This is a genomic window from Allomuricauda sp. TY007, assembly GCF_010468565.1.
GTDB lineage: Bacteria > Bacteroidota > Bacteroidia > Flavobacteriales > Flavobacteriaceae > Flagellimonas.
On record NZ_WUEG01000004.1, the window covers coordinates 250,588 to 268,453 of the forward strand.

Consider the following 17,866-nt stretch of genomic DNA (forward strand, 5'->3'; position numbering starts at 1 on the left):
TTCAACACAATTCAACATCAATAAACTCACACGGGACAAACCTCCTGTATTTACTGATATTATAGGTTTAAAAAAATTGATTGATATCCTACTATTAACCTCCCGCCTCGAGTACATAAAAAACCTGTAAACATAATGTTGTTTACAGGTTTTTTTTCTTAGTAGTGAAAAATTAGTTCCGCTTACCTTCCACAACAATACCTTTCCACCCCATTAATGCATCAAAAGAGCCGGATTCATTTTTGATGAACTCAAAAGATTCGGCAGCTTTTGGATCCTCAAAAAACACCGTCGGGGTTTCTGCTTGTAGCCCCCCTACTTTATCCCCTTCCTGAAAAATAGCCAATTGCCCATCTACAAGTCTTACCTCCAAGACCAATCCGTCAAAATCGGCAAAAGTATAGGAGCCTTCATACTGCTGAAGCACTTCTTTCTTAACAACAATGGAATTTCTATTGATTTCCTTTGGATATTTTACAGGTTGGGACATCATTAGCTTTACCATATCATCAATAGTGTCAAAAAACGGTATCCCGTCATAATTGGCCAGCAATACAAAATCAAAATTGTTCTGTAAATCGGTATAAACTTGTGCCCTGATGCCCTTGGAACCACCATCTTTGGCAATGACCCCGTTCCCATCTTTTAAAAATGAAGCATAGGGTTCTTGTTTTACATGATCTATAAACTTCTTTAAATCGTTTGCAGTAGAAAACAATCGGGCTGTTCGGAATTCGTCGTGCTGAATATTATCTATCTGTACTAATTCATTATCCTTCAACACATGGTTTTGGGCCATATTTTTGACCCGGTTTTCCTTGACAAAAAAATGCGCCCCGCTCGAATCCATTTGCAAGGGTTCAAAAATTTCATCCACAACACATTGGGCAAAAGGTTTATCATAAGCCCTTGAGACAATGCCGTACAAAAGTTCATACCCCACGTTGGAATATTGCACATTGGTTCCAGGAGCAAACAACAAAGATTGCTTTTTGGCCAACTCTATAATCTCACTGGAGGTCAAGTCGTACTCTTCACCTTCAAAACCCACCAACTCCCTTGGCAAACCCGATGTATGTTTCAATAACATCTCAAGTGTGATTTCTTTCCCTTTGGGAAAGTCTTCAAAATAATTGTTTAAGGTCTGGTCTATGGAAAGTTCTCCTTCGTGCTCCAATTTGGCCAACAAATAATAGGTCATTAATTTGGAAACCGAATGGATATCAAACTGTGAACGGGTTGTTATGTATGTAGTGCCCTTATTATTTAAATTATACGCTTTATTGAGCAATAGCGTATCATTTTTATAGACCAACACAACCCCGTTGAATTTTTTCAGTTCCGTAAGTTTGGAAAAATAAGTATCTACAGAATCCTTTACTGCTTCCATTTTTGATGAAAGCTGCACAGCCCTTTTCCTGTCCTCAAGGCAACTCATTGACAAGAATACCATCAAAACAATCAAATAATTCCTCATAATCAATTTGTTTGTGCAAAGAAGGCACAAGCCTCATCAAAATAATTGTAAAAATGGAAACTATTGGTGTCGCAACAAAAACTCAGGTAAATTATTGAAAAACTGTAAGGGTACAACTCCACAAACCTTTTTGAAATCGTTGATGAAATGTGCTTGGTCGAAATAGCCATAATCGTAGCTGAGCTGCGTAAGGGAAATATCAGGGTTTTTGGCTTTGAACTTGACCAAATCCAATATCCGAACGGTAATAATGAATTTTTTTAGCGAATACATCACTTCTTTTTTAAAAACCTTGCCCAAATATTGCCTCGATTTCTCAAAATATTCACTCAGTTGGTTCACTGTTACTTTTCCCTGTTTTTCATAAATATAATTGCAGAGTTCGCGCACCAATTCCATCGAGGGTGTCGGTTCAAACATGTTGCCCTGCATAAATTCCATTGCCAAAGAAAACCTATCGGAGAACTCATCCACTTTAAAAACACTATTGTGAAACCGCAACAAAGTTGCATCAGTATTTACTATATCCACCACAGCCGATTGTTGTAACGACGAAAAAAAATGGGCGTTCACCCAAGGTTGCAGCTTTATCGTAAAAAAAGTAAGCGAACCTGCTGCTTCAATCCGATACGGTGGCGTTACATTGTGAATGGTAAAAACCTTGCTATGGATAGCGACTTTTCGCGAGTCCACACCATAATAAAAAGCACCCGAAGCCTCCTTGAAAAATACAAAATCATAACAGCAATCATCAATTACGGGAATCTGCCCCGTACCATAATCACTCTCAAGGTGGATATAGTAACATTCCCTAAAAATTTGATTGAGGGGCTCTTTGGGATAATGGGCGGTTATCTTCACTTCAATTAAACTAAGTATAATGTCTTTTTATTCAATATATGAACTTTTTCAATTTCGTATATCCATTCAAAACACCCATCTGTCAATTTAAACCTGGCATCCATCAATTACCTCTCTTTTAAATAAATAGCAAAACTACCTTTGTCTTAAAATTTATATTCTATGAAACTAATTAAACTTTTTAGCATTGCCATTCTTGCACTTGGCATAGCCATGGTCTCTTGTTCTGATGGTGAAGATGGAATCGATGGAAAAAATGGGGTCGATGGAAAAAATGGAATCAACGGAGTTGATGGAATAGATGGTGCCGATGGCAAAAACGGTGAAGACGGACAAGATGGTGAAGACGGGCAAGATGGCACTGATGGGCAAGATGGTGCCGATGGGCAAGATGGGCAAGATGGAGAAAATGGGGTAGGCTTTGATGAATTAACCCAATATGGATATATCACTCTTGAAATGGAGGGAAAGAGAGTGGATGATGTACTGTTCCAAGACTCCACATCGTTTAAGTTTACACCTATTGACCCTGCTGAATTACCTATCAACAATAATGTTAACTTTGGTGGCAACACTTATTTTTTCGATATAAGGCGTTTCCTTAGTGTCCCAGATAAAAACCAAGATGACACAAATTCTTTTGTTAAAATCACATTCGAGGTTACCAATCCAGGGGAGGACTCCCAAAGCATAGACCTTTTCAATATTCAAATCAACGAATATGCAGTTGTGGGGGATGACAATAAATATTTTGTTGTGGACGGTAATTGGCCTTTTTTTACCCCTGAAGATGATGACATAATTAAGGATGTTACCTACGATACCACCGCCAAACACCTGACCTTTTCATTCGCGTTCACCATTCCTGCATTAGACAATGTTACAGGCAACGACCTACATATATCAGGGGAAGTGGACATCATAGCTTTGGAAGCCTTATAACATCATCAACATAAATTAAAAAAGCCCTGGCCTTTGAAAGGCCAGGGCTTTTTATTTTTTAGTGAAACCTTTATTATGTCAACAAATTGCCATCCTCGTCCCACTCTGCGATGATGCCCCGCTTGCTCTGGTCCACGCATTTGGCGAGCCATTCCTCGTCGTAGCTTACCCCGTGCTGTTCCAGTACATCCTCCGGAACGCCGTCCCATACGTTCGGCTGGTTCCCTTTGTAACCGATCTCCTCGATCCCGATCTTGCTCGTRTAGAAGCCCGTCATSGTCAGGTTCCTCACCAASGAGAAGAAGTTCACCTCAAAGGGACGCTCRTTGCCCGGTACCTCAGGGTCGTAGTAAGCGATACCGTCCAAAATTTCCTTCTGCTGGTCCTCTGTGGACTTTACAAACTCCGTCCCGTACTCCGTGTTGCCCTTGTGGTCCAGCCACATGATGCCCCCGCGGATATCAGGYCCCAGGGTCTCCTCGTCCTTGGCCATGAACTCGATGAAGCCCACMACATCGGCGTCCGAYGCCCCYTTGTACTCCTCCGAAGGGGGCAGGATAAGGTCGCASAGCACGGTCAATGTCTCCRYYTCGTGCGGGTTSAGGAACTGTTCGTCCYGTAGTTCGTTGATCAGTTCYGTTTCCTGCGGCACCCGTCCCGGGTAGGTGATCTTCGGGGCCTCTGTCAGTTCCGTGCCYTCCGTAGCGGGCTTGCACCCGTGCATGGCCAGTCCACCGGCCACSGAGCCCAGTACTATCGACTTTAAACTCTTTCTTCTGTCCATCTCCCTATATGTTTTGTTGTTTGAGTTGCTCCACAATGTACTCCGATGCCCTCATCGAGAGCGCCAGTATCGTCCAGGTACAGTTCTTGTCCGCCTGCGACACGAAAGGCCCCGCGTCCACGATGAACACGTTGTCCACATCGTGCAACTGCTGGTACTTGTTGGTCACAGAGGTCCTCGGGTCATTGCCCATCCGGGTGGTCCCCACCTCRTGGATGATCCGCCCAGGGTTGTGAAGCCCGTAGTTGGTCTCCTTCCCCGGCTTGTCCCCCAAGGGCTCACCGCCCATATTGACCAAGATCTCCTCGAAGGTATCCTGCATGTGCCTCGCCTGGTTGATCTCCAACTGGCTCCATTGATAGTGGAACTTCAGTACCGGGATGCCGAACTCGTCCACCGTGGTCGGGTCGATCTCACAGTAGTTCTCCTTCCGGGCGATGGATTCGCCCCTTCCGGCCATTCCAACGACCGCCCCGTAGTACTTCTTCGCATCGCTGCGCAGCACGTCCCCGTAGCCGCCCACCTTGGTTCCGAAGAACTTGTTGAACTCGTTCACGTTAAAGCCGAAGCCGTAGCTCGGCATTCCCATGCCGCCCCAAACCTCGATGTGGTAGCCACGCGGAAAATCGAGCTTGGAATTGTCGCCCCACCAAGGGGAGTACACGTGCATGCCGCCTACACCATCTTCGTTGTAGGACACCTTCCGGTTCATCAGCCCCGGTACAAAAGCCGCCCTATCGGCCCCCGTGGAATCGTGCAGGTATTTGCCCACCACATCGCTGCTGTTGCCCAGCCCGTTCGGATGCTGTTTGCTCTTCGAGTTCAAGAGTATACGTGCCGAACTGCAGGCCGAGGCCCCAAGGACCACTACCTTGCCCTTCAGTTTATATTCTTTCCTGTCCTCCTTGTTGATGTAGGATACGCCCGTGGCCCTGCCCTCTTCGTCCGTGGTCACCTCACGGACCATACAGTTCACGAAAAGGTCGATCTGGCCACCGTTCTTCTGTGCCGGGAAGATAAGGCAGGTCCCCGCGGAGAAATCGGCGTACACCTGGCAGGCRCGGTTGCACTGCCCGCARTAGAAGCACACGCCCCTGTCCTCGTTGATCTCATCGACATACGCGATGGGTACACCGGGATATTGCTCTTTTTCGCCCCCTTGATRTARAAMAGTTCRTGGAGCCTGGGCTTGGGCGGTGGCAGAAAGAAACCGTCCGGGTCGTTGGGAAGCCCCTCGTTGGTGCCGAACACCCCGATCATCTTGTCCACCTTRTCGTAATACGGCTTTACGTCATCATAGCCTATGGGCCAGTTGTCACCGTGCCCGTCAACGTCCTTGTGCTTGAAGTCCTTCGGGCCGAAACGCAGGGAGATCCTCCCCCAGTGGTTCGTCCGACCCCCCAGCATCCGGGAACGGAACCAATCGAATCTCGTGTCCTCCCCTTGGGTGTAGGGCTCCCCCTCGATGTCCCAGCCGCCATAGGCCGCATCAAAATCGCCAAAAGGACGGAACCGGGTACTTTTTCCCCTTCTTGGACTTTCATAGGGCCATTTCAACTGCGTCTGGTGCTCCGGCTTCGCAGGGTCGAAAAAGGGGCCCGCCTCGACCACGGCGACCTTAAGGCCGGCCTCCGACAAAACTTTCGCCGACATGCCCCCTCCTGCTCCCGAGCCTACTATGATCGCATCGTAAACAGTGCCGTTCTCTATTATCTGCATGGATATATGTTTGGTTTAGTTTTACTTTTCTTAAAATCAATATATTACCTCATAATCCAAAAGGGATAGATTGATTTTTCTTGCATCTAGTGCGTTTTAAAGATACTTTTTCTGTGCATAAAACAGGAGCTTTTCCCAATTTTCATTTTTATAGCTTATAATACAAACTCATCAAAATACACGATATTTGAAGAACAAACCATCTTTAAACCTTACAACCATCATGGGAAGATTTTTTACGACGTTCGTACTTTTTCTTATCACTTTCAACACTTTACTGGCTCAAAAGGGGAATATCTCCGCCTTAAAAATAAAGGATATTATGCAAGGGGATGACTTTGTCGGACATAGGCCGTCCAGCCCCTATTGGTCCACCGATGGAAAAACCTTGTACTTTGATTGGAATCCTGACAATGCCATGAGCGATTCGCTTTATGCGTACTCCGTCAATAGCAAAAACATTAAAAAAGTTGGTTTTTTGCAAGCCAATGCTCTCCCCTCATCTAGATTAACATACGACCAAAGCAAAACAAAGGCGGTTTATGCCAAAAACGGGGATGTTTTTTTGTTGGATGTTGACACCCATCAATCCAGGCCCATTACCAAAACCCAAGAACGGGAAAGTAACCCACATTTTACCGATGATGGAAAAAGCATAGCTTTTGTAAAGGATGGGGAACTTTACACTTGGAACATTGTTTCGGGATTGATGGAACAAAAAACACATTTTGTAAAGTCCAAGGATAAAGAACCAAAACGCAACACCAAGGATGAATGGCTCTATCAAGACCAATTGGAGATTTTTGATGTACTGCAGGAGCGAAAAGCAAAAAGAGATGCTGGGGAACATATCAGCAAAAAACTGGAAACGCTACAACCACTGGAACTCGAAACAGATGGAAAAAGGGTCATCAGTCTGCAAATAGACCCTTCTGGTTCTTACATCACTTATATTTTGATGGATCGCCCTGATTCCAAAGGAACGATTGTGCCCCATTTTGTAACGGAATCGGGCTATACCGAAGATCAAAACACCCGCTCCAAAGTAGGCGATGAACCCACACAATACGAAATGTTTGTGTACGATGTGGAAAACCGCAAAAACTATCCCGTGGTTTTGGATAATCTGGAGGGTTTGGACTATGTTCCGGAGTACACCAAGGATTATCCGGACAAAACGTATGAAAACGAGGACCGTATCGGATATATTAATGGACCTACCTGGAACATGGATGGCAGCAAAGCTATTTTGGACATCCAAGCCAACGATTACAAAGACCGTTGGCTTGTTTTACTGGATCCAAAAACGGGCAAAGTGGAGCAATTGGACCGCCAACATGATGAAGCTTGGATCGGAGGTCCAGGCATAGGCCGCTATCGAGGAGGCGATTTAGGATGGATGCCCGATGGCAATAAAATTTGGTTCATGTCCGAAAAAACAGGGTATTCCCATTTGTACACCATGGACATCAACAACAAGAAAACCAAGGCCTTAACTTCTGGGGAGTTTGAAATTTATGATGCTTTCCTATCCAAAGATAAAAACAGATGGTATTTTACTTCCAACAAGACCCATCCGGGCGATCGTCAATTCTATTCCATGGCACTCAAAGGTGGAAAATGGGAACAGTTGACCACTATGGTGGGTAGAAATGATGTGGTGCTTTCCCCCAATGAGGAAAAAATGGCCATTCTCTACTCGTATTCCAACAAGCCTACGGAATTGTTCATTAAAAATAATCCTGTTGAGACAGGTGGAAATCCCAAAGCAGAGCAAATCACCAAATCCAATAGTGATGCATTTAATGCGTATGATTGGAAAGACCCAGAAATCATTACGTTCAAGGCATCGGATGGTGCAAAAGTTCACGCAAGATTATACCAACCCGAAGCTTCGGTAAAAAATAAGGCAGCCGTGATTTTTGTACATGGTGCGGGATATTTACAGAACGCACACAAGTGGTGGAGCTCCTATTTTAGGGAATATATGTTCCACAACCTGTTGGTGGATAATGGTTACACCGTTCTTGATATTGATTACCGTGGAAGTGCCGGATATGGTAGAGATTGGCGTACTGGAATTTACCGGCACATGGGCGGCAAGGATTTGTCCGATCAAGTGGATGGTGCCAAAATGTTGGTGGATGATTACGGTATTGATACAGATAAAATAGGTATTTACGGAGGCTCCTACGGTGGATTTATCACACTTATGGGCATGTTCAATGCACCGGACACCTTTAGTGCTGGTGGAGCGATTCGTTCTGTTGGGGATTGGGCCGCGTACAATCATGGTTATACAGCACGAATTTTAAATACACCTGCTACCGATAGCTTGGCCTATAAACGCAGTTCTCCCATTTATTTTGCTGATGGTTTGCAAGGCGACCTTTTGATTCTTCATGGCATGGTGGACGATAATGTGCATTTTCAGGATATGGTAAGGCTTTCCCAACGCTTGATCGAACTCGGCAAGGAAAATTGGGAAATGGCAGTTTATCCTGTGGAGCGACACGGTTTTGTGGAGCCCAGCAGTTGGACGGACGAGTATACCCGCATCTTCAAGCTGTTCCAAAAATCACTTTTAGGGAAAGAATAAAGGATTGCATCAAAGGGAGAATCCAAAGACTTTAAGCAAAAAAAACATATCTTCCTGCCTGAAAATTAACAAACAAGCTGCATGAAAGCATTGTTAAAAGCACTCGGCCCTGGCCTATTGTTTGCCAGCATGGCCATTGGCACCTCACATTTGGTCCTTTCCACCAAAGCAGGTGCACAATATGGATGGGTAATGGTAATTCCCATTGTTTTGGCCAACCTGCTCAAATATCCTTTTTTTGAATTTGGGATACGATACACCACGGTAACGGAAAAAAGTCTGATCGAGGGATACACCAATTTAGGCAAGACCTATTTGTACATCTACGCCTTCGTTACCCTGATTTCCACCTTTACCATTTTAGCAGCGCTTTATGTGGTAACGGCAGGTTTATTCATGAATTTATTCGATGTGAGCTCGGTGGGTGCTGGAGTTATATCGTTGGGCTTGTTTGTTTTTATCGGTTTGATTTTGATCATTGGGAAGTACCGATTTCTTGAAAATTCCTTGAAAGCGGTCATTACCATACTTTTTATCGCCTTGTTGGTCACAACGGTGATGGTGTTGCAAAAAGGGCCCGTACCTGATGCTGCATCCTACCAAAGGCCTGAAATTTTTAATGAGGTCGGGATTTTGTTTTTAATCGGTCTTGTGGGGTGGATGCCCACGGCCGTAGAGGCATCAGGATGGGTGAGCCTTTGGGGCATGGAAAACCTAAAGACCATGAAGAACAAGCCCACACTTAAACTTGCCCTGCAAGAATTTAACGTAGGCTATATTTTAACGGCTGTTTTGGCGCTGTTTTTTATGATTATTGGTTGGATGACCCTGTATGGTACCGGAACCGAACTCAGCGGCAATGCCGTGGTTTTTGCCGACCAGTTGGTCAATCTGTTCACCACACATATTGGCAATTGGGCCTACTTTTTTATTGCTGTAGCTGCTTTTGCGACCATGTTCAGTACATGCATGACAGCCCATGACGCTATTTCCCGTGTGAGTTTGGACGTGCTTCAAAAACTATATCCTAAGAAAAACATCTATAACCAAAAACATGCTTTCGCCTTGATGGTCATTGCAATGGCATGGATCAATTGGATAGTGATCAGTCTGTTTAGTGCCAATATGGGGGACCTGGTGGGGTTGGCTACGTTTGTGTCCTTTGTTTTTGCCCCACTTTTGGGATGGATGAACCTAAAAACGGTAACTGGAAAAGATGTTCCAAAGGAACATCAGCCTAAAATGGGACTAAAAATGCTTACCTATTGTGGGATGATTTTCCTTTCACTGTTTGCGCTGTACTATTGTTGGATGTTGTTGGTTTAGTTTTAATCAAACAGCACGTTGTCATTAAGAACAACAATCAAGGAGCGCTGGTTTTTTTTGTGCAAGGTTTCCAAACAGAACACGCCGTTGGTACAATTGTTCAAAATTTTGTCCTCTCCATAACCTACGGAATACAAGATATTGCTTGCCGGAACACCGTTTTCCACCAAATATTTTTTAATGGCATCGGAGCGGGCCTGGGTAAGCCGAAAATTGGTACTGCTCCCTCCCCTGCTATCCGTGTAGGTTTCAATTCTGAGTTGGGCACGGGGAAACGCATCAATAAAATCAATGACTTTGGTAAGCTCGCTTTTGATATCATCCGTTAGTTGTGTGGAACTGGTATTGAAATAAAAATCGTCCATCTTCACCACTTTCTGGCCCTCGCGCTCTTCCACAAGGTCATTGTAAAAGGCGATGGGCACATCAAAAATGCTGTTTTGCAAGGCATCCAACTCATCTTTATCAAACTTTTTGATAAATCTTGAATAACGCTCTTTGGATGCATCCAACACCAACTCGGGCTCATACGGGATTTCCAGTCTGTATTGGCCTTCTTCATCCGAAGTGGTCTCTGCCAACATTTCCCCGTTCATATCCCAAAGACTCACTGTTGCATTAGGCACTATTTTGGATGTACTGCTCGCATTCACAACGGCACCTTTAAAGGTAATGGTCTTGAGGCCGGGCTTTTCGTCAACCTTAAAGCCATAAATATCATCTTTACCTTTTCCGCCTGTACGGTTAGATGCGAAATAGCCCAACAATCCATCGCCATCATTTCTAATGATCATTCCAAAATCATCGAATTCGGTATTAATGGGTGCTCCCAGATTGATAGGGATTCCGAAACCTCCGTCTTCAATATTGGATTTATAAATGTCCATACCGCCAAGTCCGAAGAATACGTCCGAGGCAAAATAAAAACTGTTCTCAAAAATAAAAGGTGCGATCTCGTTACCGGATGAGTTGATACGTGGCCCTAAATTGATCGGGGCGGACATTACCTGTCCATTATTGGTGTACACAAAATAAATGTCCGTTCCTCCGTAGCCCTCTTCGAAATCTGCAGAAAAGTAGAGTTTTCCGCTGGCATCATCGTAAAAAGGATAATAGAAAGAGGTGCTCAAATCCTTTAGCAACAATTGGTAGGAACCTCCAATGTTTTGCTTTGCAATGGCCAAGGCGTTTTTACCGTTTTCATCAAAGGCCAGTTCGCCATCTTGCGTATTGGACAGCACATAAAACACACTGTTCAATCCAGGCGAAAAAAACGGTGTCGCTTCATGGTAATCGGTATCCTTTAGTTCTTGGAAAGATTGCAGAGCAGTAATTTGCCCATTAGGTTGAATCTCGGATTCATAAATATTGAAATAGCCTTCGTTACCTGGTTCGTACCGTAGTTTTTTATTGACTTGACGCCCGCTGGAGAACAATAACTTATCATTGTAAAAGCTGGGGGCAAAATCCGTTTGGGGGCTATTGCCCTCCAAATTGAAGATTTCGTACTCCAACTGATTTCCATCCGCGCCATTTTGCAACAACTGATTGTTGAATTCCATGTTCTCCATCAGTTCCTTTGGAAAACTTGATGATATACTGGTTAAAAAATCTCTCTTTCCATCGACATTCGGACTTTTGGATAGGCTCTGCAACATTTTATTGTAATGGTGCGTGTCCATCAAAGTGTCTTGGTCATAGATTTTCATATAGGCTTCCGAAGCCTTGCCGTAATTATTTGTTTCAAAATAAGCGTCCGCAAGGTTCAGGAACTGCTGCTTGGTCAACACACCTTCGGAAAGTTCTTCTTCGTATGCATTGACTGCTTTTTGGTATTCGTATTGAAAAAAGAAAACATCGCCTTGAGACTTCTTTTTTTGGGCGAAGCAGAAAACCACACCCAACAGGGATGCCAAAAGTGTTATCTGTATTTTTTTTGTATGGTTCATGTTAGAAAAATCTTGGGGAATCTATCTGCTTACCTTTATTTTTTGATTTTTTGTTCTTTGAATTGTTGTTTCCAAAGTCAAAACCGCCTCTACCTATATAAAATTTTAAAATGGCTTCATGCGAACCGCCGCTGTACTCGCCCAAACCATTGGTATTATAATCGTAAGAGTATCCAATGAACATTCCGTTGGAAATTTGGAATCCAGCCAGTCCGCTCACGGCATTATCAAACCGATAGGAAGCCCCGATGGTCAATGCATCAATAAATTGAAAATTGGCCGACAGGTTTACGGTTACCGGGGAACCCTGAAGATAATTCACCAAAAAGGCCGGTTTAAATTTGGTTTGTTCTCCCAACTCGAACACATAGCCCCCGATGGCATTGAACTGCATATTGTCTTCTACAATGGTCGCCACTTCATCATTATATAGGGCATTGGTCAAAAAATTGGGTACTGAAAGTCCTAAATACCAGTCTTCTTTGTGGTACATAAACAGTCCTGCACCCACGGTCGGATAGAAGTTGCTATAATTCCCTCCCAAGATGGAACCGTCCGATGGGTCTTCAAAAGTACCTTTGGAATAATCAATGTTCAAGGACGAACCTCCTGCATTAAGTCCAAAGGATAGTTTAGTGTCTTCGGATAATTGAATTTGATAGGAATAGGCCACATCAAAATAGGTTTGTGTGGATGGTCCAAGTACATCGTTAACAATGTTGACGCCCAGTCCCATTTTTTCGTTGTTGAAAGGAATGTTGGCCCCTCCACGTATGGTGGTCGGCGCACCGGGAATATCCACCCATTGTGCACGGTACAGGCCAATAATTTCAGGACTCTCCACAGTTCCCACATAAGCTGGGTTAAAACTGCCTATGTTGTACATGTATTGGGTGTACTGTGGTTCTTTTTGGGCATGGGTGTAGCCAAACGCCATACAAAGCACTCCTAGAACCATTCCGTATTTTGAAAAACCTTTTTTATTTGGCATTTTAGTTGTTCCTTACAATTTGAATCCACCCTTTTACCACGTCCGTTCCGTCGCCGTTCAGGTCCAAAACATAGAAATAGGTGCCTTTGGGCAAATCTCCGTTTTTGCCCGTACCGTCCCACGAACTGTCGTATCCGTTCATTTGGAAGACGCTGTTGCCGTAGCGGTCGAATACTTCGAATGAATTATTTGGATAGCTTGTGTGGTCCACAAGGGTCAATGTATCGTTACGTCCGTCTCCATTGGGAGAAAAGATGGTACAAATGGTTCCCGGGTCCTCGCATCCGCTACGATTTACCTGAATTTGCACTGTGGCTGTATTGTTGTCAGCTATACCATCATTTGGAAATGAAGACACAAGATTTGCTGTGTTTTCCAAGGCTCCAGATTCTGTAACTGTTACCGAAATCTCCAGGGTCACTTGCTCTTCGGCATCAAGTTCGTCAATGATCCATTCTCCTGTGGTTTCATCATAACTTCCTTTGGAAGGAGTACTGGATTGATATTGATACTCATTTCCCAAAAGGTCACTCACCACAATATCCAACACCCTATCCATTGTGGTATTTTCCACAATAATGGTAAAGGTGATATTGGAGTTCAACAGCACTTCCGTTTCGTTCACTTCTTTGGTTATCGCCAAATCTATATCCTCGGGATTACAATCTGGCGTCAAGAAAGGATCACAAGCATCCAAAGGATCGGTTGCATTTTCAGGTACAGCATCGGTGCTTGGATCATCCACCGCCAATACTTCTTCGCCATCTGTCAGGCCATCGCCATCCGTATCGGGATTATTAGGGTCGGTGCCCAAGTTAGTTTCTTCCCCATCGGTAAGCCCATCACCGTCAGTATCTACGGTACAATCACTTACTGAGATGGTCACTTGCACGGATGTTGGTAGGCAAGGAGCTTCGGTGGCAGTGGTATATTCAAACACATAGTCGCCCGTAGCCAATCCCGTGAAATCAATATTATTATCGGAACCAATGCTAAGATCTCCGTTGGATGGGTCTGTAATGATGGCCCAAGTTCCAGGATCTGCCCCGATGAGGGTATCATCCAAATCTATTACATTAGGTCCTCCATTTCCTGCTACATTACAGGCCGAAGTATTTGTTGCTGTACCTGCATTTGGTGTATCGGTAATGGTAGCCACCACCTCCACGCGATCAGATTCGCATCCGTTGGCGGAAGCTGAAACATAAAAAGAGGTTGTTTCGGTCAAAGTATTTGTTGTGTAAGTAGCACTTGTGCCAACAATATTTCCGCCTGTTGGTGCATCATACCATGTGTAACTGACGGTACTCTCATCTGCTACCGATGCATTAGCTGTTAATGTTAACATAGCGGCATCACAACTGGAATCTCCACTGGTCGTATCAATTGTCGGGGTAAAATTACGTACCAAAGTAATGGCGAGAACTGGGCTACCACAATCGTTGACCTCATCGTAGTAAAAGCCGTAATAGGTTCCAGGTTCAACTACATTGCTGCTATTAAGGTGTGCTCCAGTTTCTGAAGGTTCCGAACTCGTACTCCAAATAAGAGTGGTTCCTGCCGGGGCAGTACTCGACACATAACTGCTCAAATCTGTATTTACTTCATCACAAAATTCTATGGTGGTATCGTCTCCGTTAAACGTTGGGGCCGTATTTCCAGCGTCGCAAGGGCCGGAACAATCATCAACCGTTATGATTAAATTTACCGTTTTGTCGGAACAAACTCCTTCTGCCGTAGCCGTGTAGGTAAAAATATAGTCGCCTAAAGGTTGACCATCAAAATTTACCACATTATCTGCATCAATGGTTATAGCTCCACCTGATGGGTCCATAGTGATACTCCAAAGCCCTGGATCTGCTCCCGAAAGTTGATTGTCCAAATCTATGGTGGTGCCACCGTTCGAAGAATCGGCACAAACACTGGCCCCAGTTGTGGTTCCAGGGTTGGGTTCTTCGTTTACGGATAGCTGCACCGTTACCGTATTGGGGCTAGCACAATTGTTTAAACTATCGTAATAAAATCCGTAATAGGTATTGTTGTTGACCACCTGTGTGCCTGTTACAACACTTGAAGCCAAATAATCCGCTGTTACACTTGAGTCAGGGTTTGAGCTCCAAACCAATTCTGTTCCAATTGGTGCAGCTTCATCTACATAATTATCCAAATCCTGAGTAAAATCATCAAAACTTGCTACACAGAACTCCTTACCTACATCGTTAAGTGATGGGGCTGTTGTTCCTGCGGCACAGGAATCATCGTTGTTTATTGTAACGGTAGCTGTATCAGAAATATCAATAGTAAAGGCTGTGCCACCCAAACCAGACATTGAAACTTCCAAGGTTTCATCCCCTTCAATTAATGCATCAGCAGTTGGAATTACATCAAAAGTCTGTACTTCACCCGCATTCCCCGCAAATGTTAACGTTTCGTTGACCGATGTATAATCAGAACTAGCGATTGTTGCTGTACCATCAGCGGAAGAAACATTAACTGTAAAGCCACCTGTGACCTCGTTGTTTAAAGTTGCAGAAACTGTAATGGGGCCATCATCTTCATTACCGCTTGCGTTTGCAATCGTTACGGATGCACTGTCGTCGTCAATATTTTCAGCTGAAACATTTTGATCAGAAACACCCAAATATGAAAGTGCACTTCCTGCTGCTACACTAACATTTATGTTATAAGGTTGCAAACCATCTACAATAGCATCATCAACCCCTGTTACCGTTACCGTTTGAGGAACGTTCCAGTTTCCCGTAGTAAATGTTAATGTTGAAGGTGAAACCGTTCCTTCCCCCACGTCATCAGAAGTAATATCAAAAACCACATTACCTATTAAAGTCCTGCGATTAAGCACAACCGTAAATGTATCCGTAGTCCCTGCCTCTGAAGTTAAAGTTTCTCCATCCGATTCCACTATAGTAAACCCGGCTACATCATCATCGGAATTCGTTACTGAAACAGTTTCGGCTAAGTTATCAAAAGCGTCATCGCTGTTTGTATTATTAACATCTACGTTTACGGCAAAAGTTTGGGCACCATCTATAATAAAATCATCTTCACCTGTGACCGTAACCATTTGTGGTGTATCCCAGTTGGCAGGTGTAAATGTCAAAATTGCAGTAGAGACAGTTCCCTCCCCTGTATCATCGGACTCAATGTCAAACACCACATTACTTGTTGGCTGTATATCCAAAACTACGGTAAAAGTATCCGTAGCTCCATCTTCTGAAGTATTTGTAGATCCATCCGTTTCAACTATTGAAAAACTAGCGGAGTCATTATCGGCATTGCTGGCTGGAACGGTTTCAAAAAGACCATCAAAAGCATCATCACTAGAACCATCGTTCACGCTTACCGTCACATTATAGGATTGGTCACCATCAATAATTGTATCGTCAACCCCAGTTATGGTTACTTCTTGCAGTGTATCCCAATCTCCTGATGTAAATGTCAATATTGATGGAGAAACGGTACCCTCCCCTACATCATCCGATGCAACATTTAATACAACATCACTTGTTGGTTGAGCATCCAATATCACGGAAAAGGTGTCTGTAGTACCATCTTCTGACGTAACAGTGTTCCCATCCGTCTCCGTAATGGTTATGCTCGCTGAATCATTATCCGTATTCTGAGCGGATACAACTTCTAAAAGACCGTCAAAAGCATCATCACTGACGGAATTATCAACACTGATTGTTATATTATAAGGTTGTGTACCATCAATAATATTATCATCTACACCAGTCACGGCTATTTCCTGTGAGGTATCCCAATTTGCATTGGTAAATGTCAACTGACTTGTACTAACATCGCCCTCACCAGTATCACTGGATGAAATATTAAGCACAACATCACTTGTGGGTTGTGCTCCCAATAGCACTTCGAAGGTATCCGTGGTTCCATCTTCCGAGGTAACAGTGCCGCCGTCTGTTTGTGTGATGATTATTGAAGCTGTGTCATCATCCGCGTTTTCTACCGGCACCAATTGGTCCGACAACGAATCAAAGGCATTGTCACTGTTCGTAGCATTTACGCTAACTGTAATATTATAGGTCACAGTCCCATCCACGATGGCATCGTCCACACCCGTGACGGTGACCGTTTGCGGGGTATCCCAGTTGGTATTGGTAAAAGTTAATGTGCCAAAGTCAACCGTTCCCTCATCGGTGTTACCGGACACAACGTCCAGAACAACGTCCGTCGTCGGCTGGGCGTCCAGAACAACCGTGAAAGTATCTGTCGTTCCATCCTCTGAAGTATTTGTAGATCCATCCGTTTCAACTATTGAAAAACTAGCGGAGTCATTATCGGCATTGCTGGCTGGAACAGTTTCAAAAAGACCATCAAAAGCATCATCACTAGAACCATCGTTCACGCTTACCGTCACATTATAGGATTGGTCACCATCAATAATTGTATCGTCAACCCCAGTTATGGTTACTTCTTGCGGTGTATCCCAATCTCCTGATGTAAATGTCAATATTGATGGGGAAACGGTACCCTCCCCTACATCATCCGATGCAACATTTAATACAACATCGCTTGTTGGTTGGGCATCCAATACCACGGAAAAGGTGTCTGTTGTCCCATCTTCTGAAGTAACAGTGTTCCCATCCGTTTCCGTAATGGTTATGCCCGCTGAATCATTATCCGTATTCTGAGCCGATATAACTTCTGAAAGACCATCAAAAGTGTCATCACTGACAGAATCATTTACCTCAATTGAAATATTGTATGGTTGTGTTCCATCAATAATATCATCATCCATACCAGTAACGGTAATCGTTTGCTCGATATTCCAGTTTGCATTGGTGAAAGTTAATGTGCTAAAATCAACCGTTCCCTCGTTCGTATTGCCCGAAACAACATTGAGCACAACATCAGTTGCAGGTTGTGTATCCAAAACAACTGTAAAGGTATCAAAAGTACCTGTTTCAGAAGTATTAACACCATCCCCATCATCTATGACTATAGTTTGCCCATACCCCACACCAATACCAAGAAGTATAAAAAGAACAAACAATAGCCCACCACGAACTATGGCAGTCCTGGGTTTATTTGGGGCATTTTTATATAAGGTTGACATCACCAGTTCAATCAGTTTCAGTTTGTCCAAAAGCTATATATAGGTCGGTGATTTGGGGCTACCAATATTACAAAAAAAGGCAAGGAATATCCTTGCCAATTAGTTTAAACCTCAATTTATTCG

The 17,866-nt window shown here is 43.9% G+C and carries 9 protein-coding genes and 1 pseudogene; 3 read left to right on the plus strand and 7 right to left on the minus strand.

Annotated features, from left to right (window positions below):
• Positions 1-172 precede the first annotated feature (172 nt).
• Both GO009_RS06035 and GO009_RS17890 read right to left on the minus strand, forming a co-directional pair.
• Positions 173-1,477, minus strand: coding sequence for a serine hydrolase (locus tag GO009_RS06035; protein WP_163625316.1), 1,305 nt, complete (start codon positions 1,475-1,477; stop codon positions 173-175).
• A gap of 60 nt (positions 1,478-1,537) precedes the next feature.
• On the minus strand, positions 1,538-2,338 hold the full coding sequence (locus GO009_RS17890; RefSeq protein ID WP_163625317.1) for a helix-turn-helix transcriptional regulator: 801 nt from the start codon (positions 2,336-2,338) through the stop codon (positions 1,538-1,540).
• A 162-nt stretch (positions 2,339-2,500) separates the two neighbouring features.
• On the opposite strand from GO009_RS17890, the gene GO009_RS06045 reads away from it, so the two are divergent.
• A complete protein-coding gene (locus tag GO009_RS06045; protein WP_163625318.1) occupies positions 2,501-3,280 on the plus strand; it encodes a collagen-like protein in 780 nt (259 codons plus the stop codon).
• 73 nt (positions 3,281-3,353) lie between these two features.
• Here GO009_RS06045 and GO009_RS06050 read toward each other — a convergent pair whose 3' ends face one another.
• Both GO009_RS06050 and GO009_RS17895 read right to left on the minus strand, forming a co-directional pair.
• The gene (locus tag GO009_RS06050) at positions 3,354-4,064 is read right to left on the minus strand and encodes a gluconate 2-dehydrogenase subunit 3 family protein (RefSeq protein WP_163625319.1); all 711 of its coding nucleotides are present in this window, start codon (positions 4,062-4,064) and stop codon (positions 3,354-3,356) included.
• Positions 4,065-4,068: 4 nt separating this feature from the next.
• Positions 4,069-5,783, minus strand: a pseudogene (locus GO009_RS17895) (GMC oxidoreductase).
• 223 nt (positions 5,784-6,006) lie between these two features.
• Between GO009_RS17895 and GO009_RS06060 the strand changes: the two are divergent.
• Together GO009_RS06060 and GO009_RS06065 are read left to right on the plus strand one after the other, a co-directional pair.
• A complete protein-coding gene (locus GO009_RS06060; protein WP_163625320.1) occupies positions 6,007-8,382 on the plus strand; it encodes a prolyl oligopeptidase family serine peptidase in 2,376 nt (791 codons plus the stop codon).
• A gap of 81 nt (positions 8,383-8,463) precedes the next feature.
• Positions 8,464-9,708 carry an NRAMP family divalent metal transporter gene (locus tag GO009_RS06065; protein ID WP_163625321.1) on the plus strand — a complete coding sequence of 415 codons (1,245 nt, stop codon included), beginning with the start codon at positions 8,464-8,466 and terminating at the stop codon, positions 9,706-9,708.
• A gap of 2 nt (positions 9,709-9,710) precedes the next feature.
• On the opposite strand, the gene GO009_RS06070 is transcribed toward GO009_RS06065, so the two are convergent.
• From GO009_RS06070 to GO009_RS06080, 3 genes are read right to left on the minus strand one after another with little or no spacing between them, the layout of a single operon-like run.
• The gene (locus GO009_RS06070; protein ID WP_163625322.1) at positions 9,711-11,657 is read right to left on the minus strand and encodes an OmpA family protein; all 1,947 of its coding nucleotides are present in this window, start codon (positions 11,655-11,657) and stop codon (positions 9,711-9,713) included.
• A 1-nt stretch (position 11,658) separates the two neighbouring features.
• Positions 11,659-12,648 carry a type IX secretion system membrane protein PorP/SprF gene (locus GO009_RS06075; RefSeq protein WP_163625323.1) on the minus strand — a complete coding sequence of 330 codons (990 nt, stop codon included), beginning with the start codon at positions 12,646-12,648 and terminating at the stop codon, positions 11,659-11,661.
• Between the two features lies 1 nt (position 12,649).
• Entirely contained in the window at positions 12,650-17,773 is a 5,124-nt protein-coding gene (locus tag GO009_RS06080) for a gliding motility-associated C-terminal domain-containing protein (protein ID WP_163625324.1), read from the minus strand.
• Positions 17,774-17,866: the final 93 nt, after the last annotated feature.

Excerpts from the sequence above, each read along its gene's own strand:
- GO009_RS06070 (WP_163625322.1), bottom strand. The coding sequence starts at position 11,657 with ATGAACCATACAAAAAAAATACAGATAACACTTTTGGCATCCCTGTTG.
- GO009_RS06065 (WP_163625321.1), top strand. The coding sequence starts at position 8,464 with ATGAAAGCATTGTTAAAAGCACTCGGCCCTGGCCTATTGTTTGCCAGC.
- GO009_RS06045 (WP_163625318.1), top strand. The coding sequence starts at position 2,501 with ATGAAACTAATTAAACTTTTTAGCATTGCCATTCTTGCACTTGGCATA.
- GO009_RS06035 (WP_163625316.1), bottom strand. The coding sequence starts at position 1,477 with ATGAGGAATTATTTGATTGTTTTGATGGTATTCTTGTCAATGAGTTGC.
- GO009_RS06075 (WP_163625323.1), bottom strand. The coding sequence starts at position 12,648 with ATGCCAAATAAAAAAGGTTTTTCAAAATACGGAATGGTTCTAGGAGTG.
- GO009_RS06060 (WP_163625320.1), top strand. The coding sequence starts at position 6,007 with ATGGGAAGATTTTTTACGACGTTCGTACTTTTTCTTATCACTTTCAAC.